Consider the following 22,336-nt stretch of genomic DNA (forward strand, 5'->3'; position numbering starts at 1 on the left):
TAGATTTTACACAAATTAGTGATGTTGCGAGCGCTCTGTCCTTAAACTTCATTAAACTTCGCATGATTGAGTGAAGCAAGTTTTGTGCATGTGGTGTATTGCGTCATGTCCCTTCGCCTCCGTCTTGTGGCTGGCATGTTGTCAGCCAGCATTCTCGCCTTTCCGGCGCTTGCCGCCGACAACAGTTCCCTGCAGATACTGGTGTCAAAAAGCGACCAGTCGCTCTCGCTTTATGAAAACGGCGAGATCGTCGCCACCTCGAAAGTCTCCACCGGCAAGGCCGGTCACGAGACGCCAAGCGGCATATTCTCGATTCTGGAAAAGCGGAAATACCACGAGTCGAATATCTATTCGGCCGCGCCCATGCCCTTCATGCAGCGGCTGACATGGTCCGGCATCGCGCTGCACGAAGGCAAGGTGCCGAATTATCCGGCCTCGCATGGCTGCATTCGCCTGCCCTCGAAATTCGCGAAGTCACTTTTCGGAGATACACGGGCCGGGGTGCATGTCATCATCACCGACCGACCGGTTTCACTGCGTTTCGTAGAACATCCCGCGCTGTTTTCCCCGCGTGACGATGCCGATGACGGCAAGCTGCTGCTCTCGGATGTGGAATTGCGTCCGGCGACTTTCGATGCGGCACTGGGAGCGGTCGAGGTTGCCGTCAATGAAAAGACGCAAGCTGTCAAACCGGCGGCCAAGGCCAAGGCCCCCTCGCCGCTGCGCATCCTGATTACCCGGCGCGGCGAGCGGGAAAAGGTGATGGATATTCAGACCGTGCTGACCCGTCTGGGCTTCGACGCCGGTTCTGCGGATGGTTATACCGGAGAGATGACGATCAGCGCCGTCAACGGGTTCAAGCGCTGGAAAGGGCTGAAAACCACCGGCCCGCTTCTGACCGATGCTTTCGTGACGGCGCTTTATGCCTCCGCTGGCGAAGACCACCCGCCGACCGGCCAGATCATGGTGCGGCAGGATTTCAAGCCGCTGTTCGAGGCCGCCATCGACATCAAGGACCCGGAAGTGGCGCTCGGAACTCATTTCTTCGAAGCCGTCTCCGTGGATCGCACCGCCGGAACCGCCGAATGGAACGGCGTGACGCTGGAAAACCATCTGCCGGCGGCATCCCGCAAGCGGCTCGGCATCACCGTGACCGAAGCGCCCGGCGGTTTCGACCAGCTGAGCGCCGCGCTCGGTCGTCTCGAAATTCCTGCAGAGATACGCAGCCGGATCGAACAGGAACTTTCAACCGGAAGCTCGATCACTGTTTCAGACCTCAGTCACCAGATGGAGACAGGGGCCGGGACCGACTTCATCACGGTTACAAGGGAAGGACCGGTGTGACGGCTTTCGCCTCACACCAGCTCCACATCAACGACACCGGGCGCAGACCGTAGCGCAGCGGCGATTTCCGGCGATATTCGGTATTTCTCGGTCAGCTCCACCTCGATCTCGCGGCTGCCCTCATCCTTGATGACGATGAAATAGACCGAACCGTCACCCTTGGTGTTAAGGTGGCGGGCAACGGTTTTCAGCGGGCCGGAATCGCGCACATAAACCCGCAGGGCCTTCTGCATCTGCACGGATTTCTCTTCCAGCGACTGCGCCGTCTGGATACGCAGACCGATGCCCTCAGGGCGTTCTTCCGCCTGCACGGTGATGACCAGCGATTTGCCGACTTCCAGCAGATCGCGGAACTGGCCGAGCCCTTCGGAAAACAGCACCGCCTCATATTGTCCTGACGCATCCGAGAAGGTGACGATACCCATCTTGTTGCCGGTGCGCGTCTTGCGCTCCTGCTTGCCGGTGACGGTGCCGGCCAGACGCCCGGCGGTCGCGCCCTGTTTCACCGCGGCGGAAAAATCGGCGAAATTCTGCACCCGCAGCTTTTCCAGCACGGGGCGATAGGTATCGAGCGGATGGGCGGTGAGGTAAAAGCCGAGCACCTGATATTCGCGCAGCAGCTTTTCGGAGGCAAGCCAAGGCTGGAAGGCGGGAAGGATGAGCTTTTCCGGTCCGCTTCCACCACCGGAGCCGAACATGTCCGATTGTCCAATGGTGCGGTTGTTCTGCGCCATCTGCGCATAACCGATGATACGGTCCAGCCCGCCGATCAGTTCGGCGCGGTCGCGGCCGAAACAATCGAAGGCGCCGGCATTGATGAGGCTTTCCAGCACCCGCCGGTTGATCTGCCTGGGATCGATGCGCAGGCAGAAATCCTCAAGGCTCGTGAACGGCTTGCCGTCGCGAACCTGGACAATGTGTTCCACCGCCCCCTCGCCCACGCCCTTGATGGCGGCCAGCGAATAATAGATGCGGTTCTCGCCCGTCTCGAATTGCCGGAAGGAAGTCTGCACCGACGGTGCGACGACCTCGATGCCAAGGCGGCCGGCATCCTGGCGGAAATCGTTGAGCTTTTCCGTGTTCGCCATATCGAGCGTCATGGAGGCCGCCAGGAACTCCACCGGATAATGCGCCTTCATATAGGCGGTCTGGTAGGAAACGATGGCGTAAGCCGCGGCATGGCTCTTGTTGAAGCCATAATTGGCGAATTTCGCCAGAAGATCGAAGATGGTGTCGGCCTGCGGCTTCGAGACGCCGTTCTTGATGGCGCCGTCGACGAAACGTTCGCGCTGCTTGTCCATCTCCTCCTTGATCTTCTTGCCCATGGCGCGGCGCAGAAGATCGGCTTCGCCGAGCGAATAACCTGACAGGACCTGGGCGATCTGCATCACCTGTTCCTGATAGACGATAACGCCCTGCGTTTCCTTCAGCAGATGGTCGATGGTCGGATGGATCGATTCCAGCTCCTCCTCGCCATGTTTGCGGGCATTATAGACCGGAATGTTCTCCATCGGGCCGGGACGGTAAAGCGCCACCAGCGCGATAATGTCCTCGATGCAGTCCGGCCGCATGCCGATCAGCGCCTTGCGCATGCCGGCACTTTCCACCTGGAACACGCCGATGGTCTCGCCACGCGAGAGCATCTCATAGGTTTTGGCGTCTTCGAGCGGGATGGCGGCAAGATCGACCTTGATGCCGCGCTTGGCAACGAAATCGACGGCGACCTTCAGCACCGTCAGCGTCTTCAGGCCGAGGAAGTCAAATTTGACAAGGCCGGCGCTTTCCACCCATTTCATGTTGAACTGGGTGACCGGCATATCCGAGCGCGGATCGCGATACATCGGCACCAGCTTCGACAGCGGACGGTCACCGATGACGATACCGGCGGCGTGGGTGGAGGCGTGGCGGTAGAGCCCCTCGATCTTCTGGGCGATATCGAGCAGACGGGCGACGACCGGCTCCTTGTCCGCCTCTTCCTGCAGCCGCGGCTCTTCCTCGATCGCCTTTGACAGCGGTGTCGGGTTGGCCGGATTGTTGGGCACCAGCTTGCAGATCTTGTCCACCTGCCCATAGGGCATTTCCAGCACGCGGCCGACGTCGCGCAAGGCCGCGCGCGCCTGCAGCGAACCGAAGGTGATGATCTGCGCCACCTGCTCGCGGCCATATTTGGCCTGCACGTAGCGGATCACCTCTTCGCGACGATCCTGACAGAAGTCGATATCGAAGTCGGGCATCGAAACGCGTTCGGGATTGAGGAAGCGTTCGAACAGCAATGAGAAGCGCAGAGGATCGACGTCGGTAATCGTCAGCGCATAAGCGACAAGCGACCCCGCACCCGAACCACGGCCCGGCCCGACCGGAATATCATGCTGCTTGGCCCATTTGATGAAGTCGGCAACGATCAGGAAGTAACCGGGAAACTTCATGCGCGAGATGACGCCGAGTTCGAAATCCAGCCTGTCGCGGTACTCCTGCTCGGTATAGCCGGGCGCCATGCCAAGCGCCGCCAGCCGCTGATCCAGCCCCTCCACCGCCTGGCGGCGAAGCTCTTCGGCTTCGGCGCGTTCCGCCGCCTCCGGATCGTCGCTGGCGCCGGTGAAACGCGGCAGGATCGGCCCGCGCTTCTTCAACACGTAGGAGCAGCGCAGCGCGATCTCGACGGTGTTTTCCAGCGCCTCGGGAAGATCGGCAAACAGCGCCGCCATTTCCTCCCGACTTTTGAGGTAGTGATCGGGCGTCAGCCTGAAACGGCTGTCATCCGAGACAATGGCGTTGTGCGCCACCGCCATCAGCGCATCATGCGCCTCATAGTCAGCCTTGGAGGGGAAAAATGCTTCGTTGGTGGCAACCAGCGGAATATCATGGTCATAAGCGAGACCGATCATGCGCCGCTCATGGGAACGGTCATAACCGGACTGGCGCTGCAATTCGATATAAAGCCTATCACCGAAGAGTGACTTCAGCGCCAGCAGCCGTTCCTTCGCCTGGGCAGCATGCCCCTCCTTCAAGGCCATATCCACCGGACCGCCGGAAGCGCCCGTCAGCGCGATCAGGCCGGCATTGGAGGCTTCTTCCAGCCATGCACGGGTAATATGCACGGAATGGCCACTGCCCTCGCCTTCCAGATAGGCGCGGCTGACGATATCCACCAGCCGCTCGTACCCTTCGGCATTGGCCGCCAGAAGCACGATGGCCGGAAGTTTCTGAAAATGGCTGTTGTGGTTGCGGCGATCCTCCGCCGCATCCTGCATGTCGATGGACAACTGGCAGCCGATGATGGGCTGCAAACCTTCATCCCGCGCCTTTTCGGAAAATTCCAGCGCGACGAAGAGATTGTTTGTGTCGGTAATGGCAATGGCCGGCTGGCCATCTGCGACGGCCTTGGACATGATTTTCTTGAGGGGCAAGGCCCCCTCAAGCAGGGAGTAGGCGGAATGAACCCGCAGGTGGACGAAACCGGGAGTTTTCAGCGTTTCGCCAGAGGTCTCTCCACGCGCAACCGTATCGCCCATATCATCATCCTGTCATTCTGAATCGAGGGGGCGATTTTCCGATTTCCGGCGCTCAAAGTCCACCGCTTTACGGCGTCCATACAGGTTTCTGCGCCGGTGTACTCTTCACAGGGCGGTGAGGATCACCGAAAAGCTGGCTACGAAGACAGCGATGGAGGCAAAGGCGGCAACGTCACGGATGAAATCAGTCATTGGTCTCTCCTTACTCGTTATGTTCCAACTTTGTTCTCATTTTGTTCGATTGTCAACAGGGTTTTGCTGATATTCCCCTTGCCAATGCCGTAGAATCGCCTTCGGTTCCCACATGGAGAACAGCAAGCCACTGACTCCAAAACGAAAAAACCCGGAGGTAAAAACACCCCCCGGGTTCGGAAAAAATTCAAATTTGGAGAACGGGCGTTCTCTGGAGAGCACCGGACGGATCGACTTTCCAGCGTGGCGCAATCCCGCCCCGGAGCCGTCATTCACCCCAATCGGCGGGAGCGATCGTTTCGAGCGCTATGGAAAAATTGGCGCACGAGGGTTGTGCATCGCGCATCAGCTCAGAAATCGACGATCTTGCCGTCGGCCAGCGTCACGCGACGGTCCATGCGGGCGGCGAGTTCATGATTGTGGGTGGCGATCAGCGCCGCGAGGCCGGATTGACGCACCAGCGCTTCCAGCGCATCGAAAACATAATGGGCGGTTTCCGGATCGAGATTGCCGGTCGGCTCGTCGGCAAGCAGCAGGAGCGGTGCATTGGCAACGGCGCGGGCGATGGCGACACGCTGCTGTTCACCGCCGGAGAGTTCCGCCGGACGGTGTTCACCACGATGGCCGACCCGCATGTAGTCCAGCAGCGCGCTGGCGCGCTTGCGCGCTTCCGCCTGCGTCAGGCCGGCGATAAGCTGGGGCATCATCACATTCTCCACCGCCGAGAATTCCGGCAGGAGATGATGGAACTGGTAGACAAAACCGATATCGCTGCGGCGGATCGCGGTTCGCGTTTCATCCGGCAGACCGTTGCAGGGCGCGTTGTTAATATAGACCTCGCCGGCATCTGGATGTTCCAGCAGCCCCGCCAGATGCAGCAGCGTGGATTTGCCGGTTCCCGAAGGCGCGACCAGCGCCACCATCTCGCCGCTCTTCAATTCGAAATCAGCCTTGCGCAGAATGGAAAGCGACGTCTCGCCCTGACCATAGGTTCTCTCGACGCCGGTAAGCCGCAGCACTGTTTTTTTTGCCATATTGCGAAGCGGTCCTTATTCGTAACGCAGGGCCTGCACCGGATCGAGCTTGGAAGCCCGCCATGCCGGGAAGATCGTTGCCAGGAAAGAGAGCGTCAGCGCCATGATGACAACGGAAATGGTTTCGCTGATATCCATTTCGGCCGGAAGCTGGCTCAGGAAATAAAGCTGCGGATCGAACAGCACCGTGCCCGATATCCAGGAGAAGAACTGGCGGATGGATTCCACGTTGAGGCAGACGATGACACCGAGCGCCACGCCGGCAAAGGTGCCGACCATGCCGATGGCCGCCCCGGTCATGAAAAAGATGCGCATCACGGAGCCGGAGCTTGCGCCCATGGTGCGCAGGATGGCGATATCGCTGCCCTTGTCCTTCACCAGCATGATGAGGCCGGAAATGATGTTCAGCGCCGCCACCAGAACGATGAGGGTGAGGATCATGAACATCACGTTTCTTTCCACCTGCAGGGCGGAGAAGAAGGTCTGGTTCCGCTGTCTCCAGTCGGTGATATAGATCTGCCGTTCGGCGGCCTGCTCCACCAGCGGGCGAATGCCATCGACATCGTCAGGACGGCTGACATATAGCTCGATGGATTGCACGATGCCGTCGGCATTGAAATAAAGCTGGGCTTCGGACAGCGGCATATAGATCATCGAGGCGTCATATTCCGACATGCCGATCTCGAAGACGCCTGAGATCTTGTAGGATTTGACGCGCGGATTGACGCCCATCGGCGTCACGTCGCCTTCCGGGGAAATGAGGGTGATATCGTCACCGGCCGTTACGCCGAGCTGGGCGGCGAGCCTGGAGCCGACAAGAACGCCCTCACCCGCCATGAAGCCGACGAGATCGCCGGTCTTGATGTTGGTGGCGACTTCCTTGACCTTGTCGATATCCTCCTGGCGCACGCCGCGCACCAGAGCGCCGGAGCCCGCACCGCCCCGGCCGGAGGCAAGCGTCTGGCCTTCCACCAGCGGCAGGGCCATGGTGACGCCGGGAACGGCGGCGAACTTCTTCGCCAGCTCATCGTAATTATTAAAGGGCTGGTCGATCGGCTGCACGATCATATGGCCGTTGATGCCGAGAATGCGCGAAATCAGCTCCGTGCGGAAACCGTTCATGACAGCCATGACGATGATCAGCGTCGCCACGCCAAGCATGATGCCGACAAAGGAAAAACCGGCGATGACGGAAATGAACGCTTCCTTGCGCCGCGACCGCAGATAGCGCCAGGCCACCATGCGTTCAAAAGCGGAAAACGGCCGGGCGGTCTTTGTCCCGGCGGAAACAGCCGCACCCTTGTCAGCCTCGGCTTGTGCCATGTCGTCTCCCTGATCTCAAACTGCAAGGCCGGTCTTTTCCTAAAACCGGCCCCTATTTCGCGGCATCCGCGTTACAAAACCGGAGCGGACTTCAGGTGAAGCCGCTCCGTCTTCCACTCGCGCTTAGCCGAGCACCCTGTTCATCGCCGCTTCGACCGTGACGGTTTCCCGCTCGCCGGTCTTGCGATCCTTGACCTCGACTTCGCCATTCGCGACCGAACGCGGACCGACGATGATCTGCAGCGGTACGCCGATCAGGTCGGCGGTGGCGAATTTCTGGCCCGCACGGTCGTCCGTGTCGTCGTAAAGAACATCCTTGCCGGCGCTGGAGAGCTGATAATACAGCTTTTCGCAAGCAGCATCGCAGGCAGCATCGCCAGCCTTCATGTTGATGATGACGACATCGAAGGGAGCGACCGAAGCCGGCCAGATGATTCCGTTCTCGTCATGCGATGCTTCAATGATGGCGGGAACAAGGCGTGTCGGTCCGATACCATAAGAACCCATGTGGACAGGGTGTTCCTTGCCGTCCGCACCCTGCACTTTCGCGCCCATCGGCTCGGAATATTTGGTGCCGAAATAGAAGATATGGCCAACTTCAATGCCGCGCGCGGAAAGGCGCTCGCCTTCGGGAATGGCGTCATAGGCGGCTTCGTCATGCATTTCGGACGTCGCGGCATAATCGGCCGTCCATTCGTCGAATACGCCCTGAAGTGCTGCGACATCGTCGAAGTCGGTGCTTTCGGCCGGAATGGCGCGATTGAGGAAGCTCTTGTGGCAGAAGACTTCGGATTCGCCGGTATCGGCCAGAATGATGAATTCATGGCTGTGATTGCCGCCGATGGGGCCGGTATCGGCGCGCATGGGGATGGCGCGCAGGCCAAGGCGCTCGAAGGTGCGCAGGTAAGCCACGAACATCTTGTTATAGGAATGGATCGCGTCTTCCTTGGTGAGGTCGAAGGAATAGGCGTCCTTCATCAGGAACTCGCGCGAGCGCATGGTGCCGAAACGCGGACGCACCTCGTCGCGGAACTTCAGCTGGATGTGATAGAGGTTAAGCGGCAGGTTCTTGTAGGACTTCACATAGGAACGGAAGATGTCGGTGATCATCTCCTCATTCGTGGGGCCGTAGAGCATCTGGCGGTCCTGACGGTCCTTGATGCGCAGCATTTCCTTGCCGTAATCGTCGTAACGGCCGCTTTCCTGCCAGAGTTCGGCCGATTGCAGCGTCGGCATCAGAAGCTCGATGGCGCCGGAACGGTCCTGCTCCTCGCGGATGATCCGGTTGACCTTGTCCAGAACACGCTTGCCGAGCGGCAGCCAGGAATAGATGCCAGCCGATTGCTGCCGGATCATGCCGGCGCGCAGCATGAGGCGGTGGGAAACAATCTCCGCTTCCTTGGGGTTTTCCTTCAGAATGGGCATGAAGTAACGGCTGAGACGCATGACGGCTTCCATTGATGCGGACGACAGCGCCAAAGACGCGGGAATCGCCCCGAATAGAGGGATATTGGCGCCGGATATAGCCGTTTCCCGTCAAGAAGAAAACCCGGCATGAAAAGAGCGACAAAGGCCATTTCAAGGTATTTTCGCGATAGCTAATTCGCATCAAAACGCTTTGGCCGGAATAATATTCTTGATCGGGTGCGACATAATGCACCATAGGGAATTTTTTGCCGACTGTAACAAATATGCAAAAAATGAGATGACAAGCATGGGGGTTTGAGCTAGCTTTAGCTTACAAAAGAGGCAAGAAGTTTAAATTCTTGTCATTTTCGCGGTCAGTCTTGGGAGGATCAGATCTTAGGCGCGCTCGTTCGCAGCCCCGGCAACGGTTACAGATCACGCGAAACCTGGAAAACAAGGCTGAAAGGCCTTGTTTTTTTTTGCTTTATACCCGCACATCAGCCCCGGCTCGTTATTCCGGTAAAATTATGACGGTGAATCGCCGTCAGACACGCTTCTGTTGTGTGCACGACGGAGATGACATCCATATGACAGGCCTTCGGCCGCGGTGATAACCGGCAAGCACAGGCGCGGGCTGCGATTACCCGCAAACCGGGCGGCCGTCCGCATCATATTCAGTCAAAAACGGGGATAATTCTCGGCAGATCATCGAGGCTGACACCGAACCACCAGGTTCCGCCGTACCAGAGCCCACAGATCAGGGCGGAGATAAGCGTCGTCCACAGGACGATCCGCCCGCCTTTGAAGCTGGATGGTGCGCTGGCGACCGTGCCGAGCGCCACATCGCCCTCCTCCTCCTGGGTGCGCAGGCCAATCGGCAGCACGATGAACAGCACCGTCCACCAGACGATGAAATAAACGGCGAAAACCGAAAGAAGCGGCATGTGATCCTCCTGCACAATGCGCTTCTTGTAACGCATTCATCGGCAGATCGGAATCACTTCTCCGCAAGAAACACTAAAAGAAAAAACAGAAGGGCCGCGCTTTGCGGCACGGCCCTAAAATCAACGAAGAAGAGACAGGCGCCCGGGCTGGTTGCCGGGAATCCCCCGGCTCAGACCTTGGTCACAAAAACCGTCACGATCGGCTTCTTGCCCCAGCTCTGGTTGGCGGCGGCGCGCACGGCGCGGCGCACCGCTTCACGCAACAGATCCAGATCCTTGCGGCGAGCGCGCGGAATGCTTTCGACGGCGCCGAGCACGGCGTCATAAAGCGTGTCTTCCATCGCCTCGTCCTCGTCGTCGAATTCCGGCAGGCCGAAGGGCACGACATCGGGATCGCCGACGAAATCATAGCGGCTATCCAGCACGACATTGACCGCGACATGGCCGGCGAAGGAAAGCTTGCGGCGATTGCTGATGCCCATCTCGTCCATATCGCCGACGAGATTGCCATCCTTGAAGACGCGGCCATGCGGCACGTCATCGATGACCTCGGCCGGGCCGGGCGCAAGGCGCAGGACATTGCCGTTGCGCACCTTCGGCACCTGCGCGATGCCGGCCTGTTCGGCCAGTTCCTTCTGCGCCACCAGATGCGCCGCCTCGCCATGCACGGGCACGACGATCTGCGGCTTCGTCCATTCATACATCCTCAGAAGCTCATTGCGGCGCGGATGGCCGGAAACATGCACCAGCGCCTCATTGTCGGTGACGATATGGACGCCCTGTTCGATGAGGCCGTTCTTGATGTCGATGATCGCCTTCTCATTGCCGGGGATGGCGCGCGAGGAGAACACCACCGTATCGCCGGAAGCGAGCGCCACGTTGCGCATCTCGTCACGCGAAAGCTTGGCGAGCGCGGCGCGCGGCTCGCCCTGCGAACCGGTCAGGATCAGCACCACCCGGTCGCGCGGAATATAACCATATTCATCTTCGGCGAGGAACGGCTTGATGCCTTCCATGATGCCGAGATCCTGCGAGACATTAACGACACGCTTCAGCGACGAGCCGAGCAGCAACACCTCGCGACCCGCGGCCTCTGCCGCCTGCGCGATCGAGCGGATGCGCCCGACATTGGAGGAGAAGGTGGTGACCGCCACGCGGCCCTCGGCATTCTCGATGATCTGCCGCAGGCCTTCGGAAACCTCGTGTTCGGAGGGCGACACACCATCGCGCACCGAATTCGTGCTGTCGCACATCAGCGCCAGTACGCCCTCTTCGCCGATGGCGCGGAAACGCGCCTCATCCGTCAACGGCCCGAGCGATGGGGCCTCGTCGATTTTCCAGTCACCGGTGTGGATGACATTGCCGAGCGGCGTGCGGATGACCAGCGACATCGGCTCCGGAATGGAGTGGTTGACGCCGACCGCCTCGATTTCGAACGGGCCGACATTGATGCGGTCGCCCGCCTTGAAGATCGTCACCGGAATTTCGGCGCGTGTGCCTTCATAGGCGCGCTTGGCTTCCAGCATGCCGGCGGTGAAAGGCGAGGCATAGACCGGCACGTTGAGGCCGGGCCAGAGATCGTTCAGCGCGCCATAATGGTCCTCATGAGCGTGGGTGATGATGATGCCCTTGAGGTTCTTCTTCTGCTCGGCGATATAGCCGATGTCAGGCAGTACCAGATCGACGCCCGGCAGGTCCGGGCCGGCGAAGGTTACGCCGCAATCCACCATGATCCATTGGCGCTTGCTTTCCGGCCCGTAGCCGTAAAGCGCCAGATTCATGCCGATTTCACCCACGCCGCCGAGCGGCACAAAGACCAGTTCGTCCTGTTTAGCCATTGTTTTTCTTATCCATTCACAAAGGCGCGCAGGCGACGGCATCATGCCGCGCCCGCCGCTCTCTTTAGCATCGGACCTGTTGAACCATCTGATAGACCGGGCCGATGCGGAACCGGTTTGTCACCCTGCTTTTCATGAGCTGCAGGAAAGCTCCAACCCGTGGAATCCGGTTCGGCGCGGGTTCATGGCCCGCACCGTCCACCTCATCCGAAAAATACGTCGCCGGCGGCGATGGAGCGCCTTCCGCCCTCATCCTCATCCAGCAGCAGATAACCATTATCATCAATTCCGGCAAAACGCCCGCCAATCGAACGATCCGGGAAATTGACGGTAATATGTTCGCCAATACCGCAGGCCGCCGCCCGCCAGCCGGCGATGATGCCGGCAACGCCCCTGCCCTCATCCCAGTCCCGCAGCACCTCCGCCGTCTCTTGGAAAAGATGGGCGAACAACTCATCGGGTGAGCAGAACGCGCCGTGTTCGGAAAGCATGGTGACGGGATAAAGCGGATTGTCCGGCTTATGGGCGATGTTGATGCCGATGCCGATGACGATGGCGCGCCGGCCATCCGGCAGCAGTTCCGCTTCCATCAGGATGCCGCAGGTCTTGCGGCGGCCGATCAGCACATCATTCGGCCACTTGATTTCGAGCGGCTCACCACCCGTCGGCAGCACCGCGCGGATGGCGCGATAGACAGCCAGCGCGAAGGCAAGCGGCAGAGACCCTATACGGTCCATCGGCGCGGGATCGATCAGGAGAAGCGAGGCGTAGAGATTGCCGGGTTCGGAGACCCATGGACGGCCGCGACGGCCGCGTCCACCAGTCTGGCGGATGGCGGTGATCCACAGATTGCCGCCATCGCCCGCCCTTGCCCTGGCGAAACATTCCAGATTGGTCGATGGCGTTTCCGCCATCGCCTCGTGCCGGAAGTCATCGATGGACATCCGGCCCGTATGCTTGTGCGTGCTGCTCAAAAGAAGGTCTTCGCCGCAACTGTCACCGCGTTGCCGAGCGCACCGCCGAAGACGATGAAGGCGACAACGAACAGGGCCGAAAGTGCGTAAACGACCTTGAGTTCACCAGCGGGACGCTCGAATTTGTCCTTGGCTTCATCGAACCACATGACCTTGACGACGCGGATATAATAATAGGCGCCGACAACCGAGCCGATCACACCGATGATGGCGAGCGGATAGAGCTTCGCCTCGATGGCTGCGAGGAAGACATAATACTTGCCGAAGAAGCCGGCGAGCGGCGGGATGCCGGCAAGCGAGAACATCAGGATCGTCAGCACAACCGCCATGAAGGGGTTGGAGGAGGAAAGACCAGCCATATCCTCGACAGTCTCGACATTGCCGATTTCCTTGCGGCGCATGGAGAGAATGCAGGCGAAGGTGCCGAGCGTCATGACCATATAAACGGTCATGTAGAGGATGACGCCGGCAACACCGGCTTCGGTGCCGGCGGCAAGACCGACCAGCGCATAACCCATGTGGCCGATGGAGGAATAAGCCATCAGGCGCTTGATATTCTTCTGGCCGATGGCGGCAAAGGAGCCCAGCAGCATGGAGGCGATGGAGATGAACACGACGATCTGCTGCCAGTCGGCGAAGACCGGCTGGAAGGCCTCGATGACGATGCGAACGAGGATCGCCATGGCGCCGATCTTCGGCGCAGCCGAAAGGAATGCCGTTACCGGGGTCGGCGCACCTTCATAAACGTCCGGCGTCCACATGTGGAACGGCACGGCCGAAATCTTGAATGCGAGACCGGCAAGAACGAAGACCAGGCCGAAGACCAGACCGAGCGAACGGGTTTCCGAGGCCAGAACCTGGGCGATTTCGGTAAAGCCGGTATTGCCGGTGAAACCGTAGACCAGCGACATGCCGTAAAGCAGCATGCCGGAAGACAGCGCGCCGAGCACGAAATACTTCAGGCCCGCTTCCGTGGAGCGCAGGCTTTCACGGTTGATGGCGCAGACGACATAGAGCGCCAGCGACTGCAGTTCCAGCGCCATGTAGAGCGAGATCAGGTTGTTGGCCGAGATCATCAGCAGGATGCCGAGCGTCGCAAGAACCAGCAGCACCGGATATTCGAAACGGCCTATGGGTTCGAAGCGGCCCTGGCCGACGGCGAGGATCATGGCGGTGATGGAGCCGATCAGCGCCAGTACCTTCATGAAGTTGCCGAAGGCATCGGCGATATAGACACCGCCGAAGGCCACGCCCGAAGCGGGGGCAAAAATGATCCAGAGACCGACGACGAGCAGGAGGGCAACGGCAAGGCCGGTGACCGTCGTTGTCGACTTGTCGCCCGAGAAGACGCCAATCATGAGCAGCGCCAGCGCGCCGACCGCAAGGATCAGCTCGGGCGTCGCAATGTGCAGACTGGCAAAAAGGATTTCAGCGGTCATGTCCAACGGGTCCTGTCGTCAATTCATAGTGAGCGCAACATTCTGCGCCGCCTGCAATGCAGCCGTATAGTTGTTTACCAGAAGATCGACCGATGCGGCTGTCGCATCGAACACCGGAGCCGGATAGACGCCGAAGAAGATCGTCAGCACAACCAGCGGATAAAGGATGACCTTTTCGCGGGTCGACAGGTCGAGCATCGATTTCAGGCTTTCCTTCTCCAGCGCACCGAAGATCACGCGGCGATAAAGCCACAGCGCGTAAGCGGCCGAGAGGATGACGCCGGTTGCCGCAAACAGCGCGACCAGCGTGTTGGCACGGAAGACGCCGATCAGCGTCAGGAATTCACCGACAAAGCCCGACGTGCCGGGCAGACCGACATTGGCCATGGTGAAGACCATGAAGGCGACGGCATATTTCGGCATGTTGTTGACGAGGCCGCCATAGGCCGCAATCTCGCGGGTGTGCAGCCGGTCGTAGACAACGCCGACGCAGAGGAAGAGCGCGCCAGACACGATACCATGCGACAGCATCTGGAAGATTGCGCCCTGCACGCCCTGAACGTTGGCGGCGAAGATGCCCATGGTCACGTAACCCATGTGGGCGACGGAGGAATAGGCGATCAGCTTCTTGATGTCGTCCTGCATCATCGCCACCAGCGAGGTGTAGATGATGGCGAGAACCGAGAGCGTGAAGACGAAAGGCGCGAAATAGTCAGACGCCAAGGGGAACATCGACAGCGAGAAGCGGATGAAACCGTAACCGCCGAGCTTCAGCATGACGCCGGCAAGAATGACGGAGCCTGCGGTCGGGGCCTGAACGTGGGCGTCGGGCAGCCAGGTGTGCACCGGCCACATCGGCATCTTGACCGAGAAGGCGGCGAAACAGGCGAGCCAGAGCCAGGTCTGCATGCCGGCCGGGAAGCCGTATTTCAGGAGTTCGGTCATGTCGGTCGTGCCGGCCTGCCAGTACATGGCCATGATGGCGAGCATGGTGAGAACCGAACCGAGCAGCGTGTAGAGGAAGAACTTGTAAGATGCGTAGACGCGATCCTTACCGCCCCAGACACCGATGATGATGAACATCGGGATCAGCGTCGCTTCGAAGAAGACGTAGAAAAGAACCGTATCCAGCGCCACGAAGACGCCGATCATGACGACTTCCAAGAGCAGGAAGGCGATCATGTATTCCTTGATGCGCTTTTCGATCGAATCCCAGCTTGCCAGCACGCAGAAGGGCATGAGGAAGGTGGTGAGGATGACGAACAGCATGGAGATGCCGTCGACGCCGAGATGATAGGCGGCGATATTGCCGAACCAGGCGTGCTTTTCGACCATCTGGAAACCGGGGTTCGAATTGTCGAAACCGATCCAGATGAACAGCGACACCAGGAAGGTGAAGACGGTCGTCAGCAGCGAGACACTGAGAATGTTGCGGCGACCGTAAGGGCCGTTCTCATTCGTCAGAAGCAGGAGCACCACGCCGACGAGCGGCAGAAAGGTGACCGTTGAAAGAATGGGCCAATCGGTCATCAGAGGGCACTCCCGAGCATCATCCAGGTGACAAGCGCCGCGATGCCGATCAGCATCGCAAAGGCATAATGATAGAGGTAGCCGGATTGCAGGCGGACCATGCGGTTGGTCACGTCAACCACACGCGCTGCAATGCCGTTCGGTCCATAGTGGTCGATGACGGCGACGTCACCCTTCTTCCACAGGAAGCGGCCGAGCGCCTTTGCGGAACGTACGAAGAGGAAGTCGTAGAGTTCGTCGAAATACCACTTGTTGAGAAGGAACTGGTAGAGGCCGCGATGGGTCTCGGCCAGACGCTTCGGCGTCTCCGGCGACTTGATATACATGTACCAGGCGGTCACGAAACCAAGCGCCATGGCGAAGAACGGGCTCCACTTCACCCACAGCGGCACGTGATGGAACTCCTCGAGGATTTCATTGCCGGGAAGCGTGAACAGGGCGCCCTTCCAGAATTCGGCATATTCTTCGCCGAAGAAATAACCTTCGAAAGCAACACCGGCGAAGATCGCGCCGACCGTGAGGATGAAGAGCGGGATCAGCATGACCATCGGCGATTCATGCACATGGTGCATGACGTCAGCCGAAGCGCGCGGCTTGCCGAAGAAGGTCATGAAGGCCAGACGCCAGGAGTAGAAGCTGGTGAACAGCGCGGCGATGACCAGCAGCGTGAAGGCGACGCCCGAGAGAACCGAATGCGAAGCATAAGCGGATTCGATGATGACGTCTTTCGAGAAGAAGCCGGCAAAACCGATCATCGTGCCCGGGATACCGACGCCGGTCAACGCCAGCGTGCCGACGGTCATGGTCCAGAAGGTGATGGGGATATGCTTGCGCAGGCCGCCCATGTAACGCATGTCCTGCTCGCCATCGACGGCATGGATGACCGAGCCGGCGCACAAGAACAGGAGAGCCTTGAAGAAGGCGTGCGTGAAGAGGTGGAACACGGCAGCGCCATAAGCGCCGACGCCGAGCGCCACGAACATGTAACCGAGCTGCGAGCAGGTCGAATAGGCGATAACGCGCTTGATGTCGTTCTGCACGAGGCCGACGGTCGCCGCGAAGAAGGCGGTGATCGCGCCGATCAGCGTCACGACGGTGAGCGCATCCGGCGACAGTTCGAACAGCGGCGACATGCGGGCGACGAGGAAGACGCCGGCGGTGACCATGGTTGCGGCATGAATGAGGGCCGAAACCGGGGTCGGGCCTTCCATCGCGTCCGGCAGCCAGGTGTGCAGCAGGAACTGCGCCGACTTGCCCATGGCGCCCATGAAGAGCAGCAGGCACACGCCCGTCATCGCATTTACCTTGTCCAGCTGCATGCCGAACAGGTTGATGACGGTTTCCGTGGAGGCGGCACCCTCGGCCGGCAGATAGGTGCTGGCGGCGGCGAAGATGGTTTCGAAATTGATCGAGCCGAACAGCACGAACACGCCGCCAATGCCGAGAATGAAGCCGAAGTCGCCGACGCGGTTGACGATGAAGGCCTTCATGGCGGCAGCCGAGGCGGACGGCTTCTTGAACCAGAAACCGATCAGCAGATAGGACGCCAGACCCACGCCTTCCCAGCCGAAGAACATCTGCAGCAGGTTGTCGGAGGTCACCAGCATCAGCATGGCGAAGGTGAAGAGCGACAGATAGGCAAAGAAGCGCGGACGATGCGGATCGTGGTGCATGTATCCGATCGAATAAAGGTGCACGAGCGTCGAGACCGTATTGACCACGACGAACATGACGGCCGTCAGCGTGTCGATGCGGAAGGCCCATTCGACATCGATGCCGCCGGACTGGATCCAGCGCAGCACGGTGACCTTGATCACCTCGCCCGGCTCGCCATGGGCGAGTGCCACGGTGAAGAACACGATCCATGACAGGATGGCGACCACGATCATCAGACCGGTGGTGACATATTCCGACGCCTTGGCGCCGATCGAGCGGCCGAACAGGCCAGCGATCAGGAAGCCGATCAGTGGAAGAAAGACGATAGCCTTGTAGATCATAGCCTTATCAGCCCTTCATCATATTGACGTCTTCGACGGCGATCGATCCGCGGTTGCGGTAGAAGACAACGAGTATTGCAAGACCGATGGCCGCTTCGGCGGCTGCGACGGTCAGAATGAACAAAGCGAAGACCTGGCCGACGATATCGTTCAGGAAGGCCGAGAAAGCCACCATGTTGATGTTGACCGCCAAGAGGATGAGTTCGATCGACATCAGGATGACGATGACGTTCTTCCGGTTGAGGAAGATGCCGAAGACGCCGATCGTGAAGAGGATGGCGCTGACCGTCAGGTAGTGGGAAAGACCGATTTCCATATTCTGTTTCCTTGGATCCGTTCGCGCCTCAGATGCCCTGGCCCGGCTTGACCTTGACCGTGGTGACGGCGGTCTTCGGGTCGCGGCCGACCTGCGTGGATATATCCTGCCGCTTGATGTCGGTGCGATGACGCAGCGTCAGCACGATGGCGCCGATCATGGCCACCAGCAGCACGAGGCCGGCGAGCTGGAAGAAGTAGACGTAATTGGTATAGAGCACATCGCCGAGTGCGGCCGTATTGGTGCGTTCGGTGACAGGCGGGATCGGCATGGTGATGGACTTGGCCGCGATCGGGTTCAGCATGCTGCCGCCGACCACAACGATCAGTTCCGCCGCCAGGATGACACCGATCAGCGCACCGACCGGGGCATATTGCAGCACGCCCGAGCGAAGCTCGGCGAAATCCACATCCAGCATCATGACGACGAAGAGGAAGAGCACCGCGACGGCGCCGACATAAACCACCAGCAGGATCATGCCGAGGAATTCGGCGCCCGTCAGCAGGAACAGCGCGGCTGCGTTGAAGAAGGTCAAAATCAGAAACAGCACCGAATGAACAGGGTTCTTCGATGCGATGACCATGAACGCAGACGCCACGGCGACGAAAGCGAATATATAAAAGAATACAGCGTGCAGACCCATCTTGGTGCCTTCTTGTCCTCATCGGGAGAAGATGGCTCGAAGGCCCCTCACCCGTTTCGTCCCCGCCGGCGAAAACCGCGCAGGCATTTTACTTTTCATCGCTCTCCGGGGTCTCCCCCGGAAAGACGGTTGCACCTTAGCGGTAAGGCGCATCCAGTGCGAGGTTGCGTGCGATTTCACGCTCCCAGCGGTCGCCATTGTCGAGAAGCTTCTGCTTGTCGAAATAAAGCTCCTCGCGGGTTTCCGTCGCGAATTCGAAGTTCGGGCCTTCGACGATGGCGTCCACCGGGCAGGCTTCCTGGCAGAAACCGCAATAGATGCACTTCACCATGTCGATATCGTAACGCACCGTGCGGCGGGTGCCGTCGTTGCGGCGCGGGCCGGCTTCAATGGTGATCGCCTGAGCGGGACAGATCGCTTCACACAGCTTGCAGGCGATGCAGCGTTCTTCACCGTTCGGATAACGGCGCAGCGCATGTTCACCACGGAAGCGCGGCGACACCGGACCCTTTTCGAAAGGATAGTTGATCGTCGCCTTCTGTTTGAAGAAGTGGCGCATCGTCAGGAAGATTGCACCGACGAATTCCTTGAGGAACAGCGAGTTGACGGCTTGGGAGAGGCTTGCCATCTCAGTCTCCAGATCTTTGAGCGAGGAGTTCAGGCATCAACCGGCCCACCCCGTCAGCTTCAATACGAATGCAACAATAACGACCATGGCGAGCGACAGCGGCAGGAACACCTTCCAGCCAAGGCGCATGAGCTGGTCATAGCGGTAACGCGGAACGAAGGCCTTCACCAGAGCGAACATGAAGAAAACCATGCAGCCCTTGATCGCGAACCAGACAATGCCCGGCACCCAGTTCAGGAACCATACATCCACGATGGGCAGCCAGCCGCCCAGGAAGAGGATGGTCGTGAGGCAGCAGATCAGCACGATCGCGGCATATTCGCCGAGCATGAACATCATGTAGGGCGTGGAGCCATATTCGACCATGTGACCGGCGACCAGCTCCGATTCCGCTTCCGGAAGGTCGAAGGGCGGACGGTTGGTTTCGGCAAGGCCCGAAATGAAGAACACGATGAACATCGGGAACAGCGACAGCCAGTGCCAGTCGAGGAACGAGGCAGGCAGGCCGAGCATGGTGCCGAGGCCGGTCTTCTGGGCCAGAACGATATCCGTCAGGTTCAGCGAACCAACGCAGAGCAGAACGGTAACGATGACGAGACCGATAGAGACTTCATAGGACACCATCTGCGCTGCGGAGCGCAGTGCGCCGAGGAACGGATACTTCGAGTTCGAAGCCCAGCCGCCCATGATGATGCCGTACACCTCGAGCGAGGAGATCGCGAAGATATAGAGGATGCCGACATTGATATTGGCGACAACCCAGCCTTCGTTGAAGGGAATAACGGCATAGGTGGCGAGCGCCAGCGTCACCGCAACCAGCGGCGCCAGAAGGAAGACGGCCTTGTTGGCGCCGGCCGGAATGACCGGCTCCTTGAGGATGAACTTCAACAGGTCGGCGAAAGATTGGAAGAGACCGAAGGGACCAACGACGTTCGGACCACGGCGCAGCTGAACGGCCGCCCAGACCTTGCGGTCGGCAAGCAGCAGGAAGGCGATGGCCACCAGAAGGCAAACGAGAAGCAGCAGGGACTGGCCGACCATGATCAGCGCGGGCCAGACGTAGCTCCAGAAAAACTGTTCCATAAATCCCCTACCCTTACTCTGCCGCAGCCTGGAAATTGTTGCGGGCCAATGCGGAGCACTCGGCCATGACGGCGGATGCGCGCGCAATCGGGTTCGTCAAATAAAAGTCTTTTACCGGCGAGGCAAACGCCGACTTGGTGAGCGCGCCGGTCTTGCCGGCCAAAGCCTCGATATCCGTGGCCTTGCCGGCGGCGATCTCGTCGGTTTCCGCCAGATGCGGATGCGCGACATAGAGCTGACCCCGGAGCGCCGACAGCGAATCGAACGGCAGCTTCTTGCCGAGAACATCGGACAGCGCACGCAGGATCGCCCAGTCTTCGCGGGCTTCGCCCGGTGCGAAACCGGCGCGGTTGCCCAGCTGCACGCGACCTTCGGTGTTGACCCAGATACCGGATTTTTCGGTATAGGCCGCACCCGGAAGGATGACGTCGGCGTTCATCGCGCCCTGATCGCCATGGCTGCCGATATAGACGGTGAACTTCGCACCCTTGTTGGAGAGGTCGAGTTCATCGGCGCCGAGCAGGAAGAGAACATCCATGGAGGCAACCATGTCTGCTGCGGCAACACCGCCCTCACCCGGCACGAAGCCGATATCGAGACCGCCAACGCGGGCAGCGGCGGTGTGCAGAACCGAGAAGCCGTTCCACTCTTCGGTGACAGCGCCGACCGAAACGGCAAGCTTTGCAGCAGCGGCGAGCACGGTCGCGCCATCGGCGCGCGCCAGAGCACCCTGGCCGATGATGATCAGCGGGTTCTTGGCAGACTTCAGCTTGTCGATGAAGCTGTGCGAGCCATTGGCCAGATCGGACAGCGTTTCAGCGCCGGAACCGAGATATTCGTAATTGTAGCGCAGTTCGCCGGCTTCACCGATCACGCCGATCGGGAAACCGCCGCGACGCCAGCGCTTGCGGATGCGGGCGTTGAGCACGGCCGCTTCGTAACGCGGATTGGAACCGACGATCAGCAGGGCGTCGGCCTGTTCGATACCTTCGATGGTGGAGTTGAACAGGTAGCTTGCACGGCCGAGCGACGGATCGAGTGCAGCGCCATCCTGACGGCAATCGACATTGGCCGAACCGAGCGACGCGAGAAGCGACTTCAGCGCGAACATTTCTTCAACGGAGGCCAGATCGCCGGCGATAGCGCCGATCTTGCTGCCGGATGTTGCGGCAACAGCCTGCTTGATCGCACCGAAGGCTTCGCCCCAGCTTGCGGGCTGCAGACGGCCATCCCTGCGGACGTAAGGGCGGTCGAGGCGCTGCGTCTTCAGGCCGTCCCAGATGAAACGGCTCTTGTCGGAAATCCACTCTTCATTGATCGCCTCGTTGACACGCGGCATGACGCGCATGACTTCGCGGCCTCGTGTATCGACGCGGATGGCCGAACCGAGCGCATCCATCACGTCGATGGTTTCGGTCTTGTTCAGCTCCCACGGACGGGCGGTGAAGGCGAAAGGCTTGGAGGTGAGCGCGCCGACCGGGCAGAGGTCAACAACGTTGCCCTGCAGCTCCGAGGTCATCGCCTGCTCGAGGTAGGTGGTGATTTCGGCATCTTCGCCACGGCCGATGAGGCCGAGTTCGGCAATGCCGGCCACTTCCGTCGTAAAACGGACGCAGCGCGTGCAGTGGATGCAGCGGTTCATCACCGTCTTGACGAGCGGGCCGATATATTTGTCTTCAACCGCGCGCTTGTTTTCCGCGTAACGCGAACCGGCGATGCCGAAGGCCATGGCCTGGTCCTGCAGGTCGCATTCGCCACCCTGGTCGCAGATCGGGCAATCCAGCGGGTGGTTGATGAGCAGGAATTCCATCACGCCTTCGCGGGCCTTCTTGACCATCGGCGTGTTGGTGAAAACCTCAGGCAACTCGCCGTTCGGGCCGCCGCGAACGTCACGCACGCCCATGGCGCAGGATGCAGCCGGCTTGGGCGGTCCGCCCTTCACCTCGATGAGACACATGCGGCAGTTACCCGCGACCGACAAGCGCTCATGAAAACAAAAGCGCGGAACTTCGGCGCCAGCCTCCTCGCACGCCTGCAACAGCGTGAAATGATCCGGAACCTCGATCTCTTTACCGTCAACCTTGAGCTTTGCCATGGTCCTACTTACGTCCTGTTGCCTGTTCGTCCCATGT

16 protein-coding genes are annotated in these 22,336 nt (G+C 59.8%); 1 reads left to right on the forward strand and 15 read right to left on the reverse strand.

Annotated features, from left to right (window positions below):
- Window positions 1-105: 105 nt before the first annotated feature.
- Complete coding sequence (locus N5D22_RS12760; protein WP_279655333.1) at window positions 106-1,344, forward strand: L,D-transpeptidase family protein; 1,239 nt, start codon at window positions 106-108, stop codon at window positions 1,342-1,344.
- A gap of 11 nt (window positions 1,345-1,355) precedes the next feature.
- On the opposite strand, the gene dnaE is transcribed toward N5D22_RS12760, so the two are convergent.
- The 15 genes from dnaE to nuoG form a co-directional block, all read right to left on the reverse strand.
- Window positions 1,356-4,856 carry a DNA polymerase III subunit alpha gene (dnaE, locus tag N5D22_RS12765; RefSeq protein WP_279655334.1) on the reverse strand — a complete coding sequence of 1,167 codons (3,501 nt, stop codon included), beginning with the start codon at window positions 4,854-4,856 and terminating at the stop codon, window positions 1,356-1,358.
- A gap of 542 nt (window positions 4,857-5,398) precedes the next feature.
- Window positions 5,399-6,082: an ABC transporter ATP-binding protein gene (locus N5D22_RS12770; protein WP_279655335.1), complete on the reverse strand. Its 684-nt coding sequence runs from the start codon at window positions 6,080-6,082 to the stop codon at window positions 5,399-5,401.
- A 15-nt stretch (window positions 6,083-6,097) separates the two neighbouring features.
- Entirely contained in the window at window positions 6,098-7,405 is a 1,308-nt protein-coding gene (locus N5D22_RS12775; RefSeq protein ID WP_279655336.1) for a lipoprotein-releasing ABC transporter permease subunit, read from the reverse strand.
- A 123-nt stretch (window positions 7,406-7,528) separates the two neighbouring features.
- Window positions 7,529-8,851 carry a proline--tRNA ligase gene (gene proS / locus N5D22_RS12780; RefSeq protein ID WP_279655337.1) on the reverse strand — a complete coding sequence of 441 codons (1,323 nt, stop codon included), beginning with the start codon at window positions 8,849-8,851 and terminating at the stop codon, window positions 7,529-7,531.
- 635 nt (window positions 8,852-9,486) lie between these two features.
- Window positions 9,487-9,792, reverse strand: a complete 306-nt coding sequence (locus N5D22_RS12785) for a DUF1467 family protein (protein WP_279655338.1) — start codon at window positions 9,790-9,792, stop codon at window positions 9,487-9,489.
- Window positions 9,793-9,926: 134 nt separating this feature from the next.
- Complete coding sequence (locus N5D22_RS12790) at window positions 9,927-11,594, reverse strand: ribonuclease J (protein WP_279655339.1); 1,668 nt, start codon at window positions 11,592-11,594, stop codon at window positions 9,927-9,929.
- 203 nt (window positions 11,595-11,797) lie between these two features.
- Complete coding sequence (locus tag N5D22_RS12795; RefSeq protein ID WP_279655340.1) at window positions 11,798-12,538, reverse strand: biotin--[acetyl-CoA-carboxylase] ligase; 741 nt, start codon at window positions 12,536-12,538, stop codon at window positions 11,798-11,800.
- 26 nt (window positions 12,539-12,564) lie between these two features.
- Entirely contained in the window at window positions 12,565-14,007 is a 1,443-nt protein-coding gene (gene nuoN, locus N5D22_RS12800) for an NADH-quinone oxidoreductase subunit NuoN (protein ID WP_279655341.1), read from the reverse strand.
- A gap of 18 nt (window positions 14,008-14,025) precedes the next feature.
- Complete coding sequence (locus N5D22_RS12805) at window positions 14,026-15,537, reverse strand: NADH-quinone oxidoreductase subunit M (protein ID WP_279655342.1); 1,512 nt, start codon at window positions 15,535-15,537, stop codon at window positions 14,026-14,028.
- Window positions 15,537-17,534 carry an NADH-quinone oxidoreductase subunit L gene (nuoL, locus tag N5D22_RS12810; RefSeq protein ID WP_279655343.1) on the reverse strand — a complete coding sequence of 666 codons (1,998 nt, stop codon included), beginning with the start codon at window positions 17,532-17,534 and terminating at the stop codon, window positions 15,537-15,539. Before nuoL ends, N5D22_RS12805 begins: the two co-directional genes overlap by 1 nt.
- A 7-nt stretch (window positions 17,535-17,541) precedes the next feature.
- A complete protein-coding gene (nuoK, locus tag N5D22_RS12815; RefSeq protein WP_003521516.1) occupies window positions 17,542-17,850 on the reverse strand; it encodes an NADH-quinone oxidoreductase subunit NuoK in 309 nt (102 codons plus the stop codon).
- 28 nt (window positions 17,851-17,878) lie between these two features.
- Window positions 17,879-18,493 carry an NADH-quinone oxidoreductase subunit J gene (locus tag N5D22_RS12820; RefSeq protein WP_003521517.1) on the reverse strand — a complete coding sequence of 205 codons (615 nt, stop codon included), beginning with the start codon at window positions 18,491-18,493 and terminating at the stop codon, window positions 17,879-17,881.
- Window positions 18,494-18,629: 136 nt separating this feature from the next.
- Window positions 18,630-19,121 (reverse strand): NADH-quinone oxidoreductase subunit NuoI, encoded by a 492-nt coding sequence (gene nuoI / locus N5D22_RS12825; RefSeq protein WP_004441327.1) that lies wholly within the window; start codon window positions 19,119-19,121, stop codon window positions 18,630-18,632.
- A 36-nt stretch (window positions 19,122-19,157) separates the two neighbouring features.
- A complete protein-coding gene (gene nuoH / locus N5D22_RS12830) occupies window positions 19,158-20,204 on the reverse strand; it encodes an NADH-quinone oxidoreductase subunit NuoH (RefSeq protein WP_279655345.1) in 1,047 nt (348 codons plus the stop codon).
- 13 nt (window positions 20,205-20,217) lie between these two features.
- Complete coding sequence (gene nuoG, locus N5D22_RS12835; RefSeq protein ID WP_279655346.1) at window positions 20,218-22,299, reverse strand: NADH-quinone oxidoreductase subunit NuoG; 2,082 nt, start codon at window positions 22,297-22,299, stop codon at window positions 20,218-20,220.
- Window positions 22,300-22,336 lie beyond the last annotated feature (37 nt).

Source organism: Agrobacterium sp. GD03872 (assembly GCF_029840625.1).
Lineage (GTDB): Bacteria > Pseudomonadota > Alphaproteobacteria > Rhizobiales > Rhizobiaceae > Agrobacterium > Agrobacterium fabrum_A.

Excerpts from the sequence above, each read along its gene's own strand:
- N5D22_RS12760 (WP_279655333.1), top strand. The coding sequence starts at position 106 with ATGTCCCTTCGCCTCCGTCTTGTGGCTGGCATGTTGTCAGCCAGCATT.
- dnaE (WP_279655334.1), bottom strand. The coding sequence starts at position 4,856 with ATGGGCGATACGGTTGCGCGTGGAGAGACCTCTGGCGAAACGCTGAAA.
- N5D22_RS12770 (WP_279655335.1), bottom strand. The coding sequence starts at position 6,082 with ATGGCAAAAAAAACAGTGCTGCGGCTTACCGGCGTCGAGAGAACCTAT.
- N5D22_RS12775 (WP_279655336.1), bottom strand. The coding sequence starts at position 7,405 with ATGGCACAAGCCGAGGCTGACAAGGGTGCGGCTGTTTCCGCCGGGACA.
- proS (WP_279655337.1), bottom strand. The coding sequence starts at position 8,851 with ATGCGTCTCAGCCGTTACTTCATGCCCATTCTGAAGGAAAACCCCAAG.
- N5D22_RS12785 (WP_279655338.1), bottom strand. The coding sequence starts at position 9,792 with ATGCGTTACAAGAAGCGCATTGTGCAGGAGGATCACATGCCGCTTCTT.
- N5D22_RS12790 (WP_279655339.1), bottom strand. The coding sequence starts at position 11,594 with ATGGCTAAACAGGACGAACTGGTCTTTGTGCCGCTCGGCGGCGTGGGT.
- N5D22_RS12795 (WP_279655340.1), bottom strand. The coding sequence starts at position 12,538 with ATGTCCATCGATGACTTCCGGCACGAGGCGATGGCGGAAACGCCATCG.
- nuoN (WP_279655341.1), bottom strand. The coding sequence starts at position 14,007 with ATGACCGCTGAAATCCTTTTTGCCAGTCTGCACATTGCGACGCCCGAG.
- N5D22_RS12805 (WP_279655342.1), bottom strand. The coding sequence starts at position 15,537 with ATGACCGATTGGCCCATTCTTTCAACGGTCACCTTTCTGCCGCTCGTC.
- nuoL (WP_279655343.1), bottom strand. The coding sequence starts at position 17,534 with ATGATCTACAAGGCTATCGTCTTTCTTCCACTGATCGGCTTCCTGATC.
- nuoK (WP_003521516.1), bottom strand. The coding sequence starts at position 17,850 with ATGGAAATCGGTCTTTCCCACTACCTGACGGTCAGCGCCATCCTCTTC.
- N5D22_RS12820 (WP_003521517.1), bottom strand. The coding sequence starts at position 18,493 with ATGGGTCTGCACGCTGTATTCTTTTATATATTCGCTTTCGTCGCCGTG.
- nuoI (WP_004441327.1), bottom strand. The coding sequence starts at position 19,121 with ATGGCAAGCCTCTCCCAAGCCGTCAACTCGCTGTTCCTCAAGGAATTC.
- nuoH (WP_279655345.1), bottom strand. The coding sequence starts at position 20,204 with ATGGAACAGTTTTTCTGGAGCTACGTCTGGCCCGCGCTGATCATGGTC.
- nuoG (WP_279655346.1), bottom strand. The coding sequence starts at position 22,299 with ATGGCAAAGCTCAAGGTTGACGGTAAAGAGATCGAGGTTCCGGATCAT.